The 1,086-nt window shown below is 52.0% G+C and carries 1 protein-coding gene; it reads left to right on the forward strand.

Annotated features, from left to right (window positions below; all coding sequences use genetic code 11):
* Positions 1-570: 570 nt before the first annotated feature.
* Positions 571-1,053 carry a hypothetical protein gene (locus AX730_RS19040; RefSeq protein WP_157074342.1) on the forward strand — a complete coding sequence of 161 codons (483 nt, stop codon included), beginning with the start codon at positions 571-573 and terminating at the stop codon, positions 1,051-1,053.
* Positions 1,054-1,086 lie beyond the last annotated feature (33 nt).

The raw sequence follows: 1,086 nt of genomic DNA on the forward strand, positions 1-1,086 counted from the left end.
CGCGCACGCCGGGTTCTCGGCCACTACAGTAGGGAAGTTCAAAGACATAAGGCGTTAGGCCGCTATGTCACTACATTCACGACTCAATGGATGGCAACGACTCGCAACCCTAGTGATCGCTTCGTGGCTCTCATTTGTCATCTTCACCGCTGCGAGTGGGAAGGAAGAGATTTCTGGACTCCCCTTCCGTCTTCTGAATGTGCGGATCGACCCTCCAAAGTTCACACCTGTTTACAGCAGCAGACCCGCTAAAGATCAGCAAATTGGCTCGCTAGGCATCCAGCCAGAAAATAATCCATTCTTAGAGAAGAACTTAGAGGTTGCATCTGCCGACAAGATGGAGTTACGCGCCCTGTTGCCAACACGTCATATTTCTATCAATTGGACAGGACTAATGGCCGCGCTCCTTGTACCCCCGCTTGCGTTGTTGGCATGCCTGTATGTTCTGCCCAGAATAGTAAAATGGGTTGTTGACGGATTTCGTCGCAAAGAGACCTAACAATTCATTCAAGCTGAATCCGCTTCGCGGGTCGGCTTAACTCAGGCGTTTTGCGTCTCTGGAAGGATCCCATGAACTCGAACATTATTTTACTCACCGACCTTAGCTACGGGATTGGTTTGATTGGTGTGGCTGAGTACCTCGAAAGAATGAAGGTTGCTGATTGGCTCTCTGAGAGTAACGCTGGGATGCGAGACCCAAGGCTGGAAAGCCCTGAGGAAGAGCCCGCTCGCCGCAAACCGGAGTTACCTAAAGGCGAAGGAGCCGCAAGCGGCAGCGGCTCCAGCGGCGGTCAGGGGGGTGACGAAGATAGTTCCCCCTACATGCAATTTCTTGCGTTGAAAACCTGGATGTTCACTGCAGGTGATCACGATTGTTATCCTTCTGTCCCACACGGCCACTTCCAAAGAAAAACAAACAAGTGGCCAAAGCTCAATCCTTATATCGGACGAGTATTTTCTGGAATGCACACGGAAAATGTGTCTGCACGCCTCACTCGGACGGAAATGAAGGCGCTCTGGAGCGATGACGATGGACCGGCCAGAGTTCTGTAGACACTCAGTCGCCGCTCTGCGCGTAGCGCCTTT

The organism is Pseudoxanthomonas mexicana, from assembly GCF_001556105.1.
GTDB lineage: Bacteria > Pseudomonadota > Gammaproteobacteria > Xanthomonadales > Xanthomonadaceae > Pseudoxanthomonas_A > Pseudoxanthomonas_A mexicana_A.

What these genes read in the sequence shown, in the direction of transcription:
- AX730_RS19040 (WP_157074342.1), top strand. Translation starts at nt 571, where the DNA reads ATGAACTCGAACATTATTTTACTCACCGACCTTAGCTACGGGATTGGT.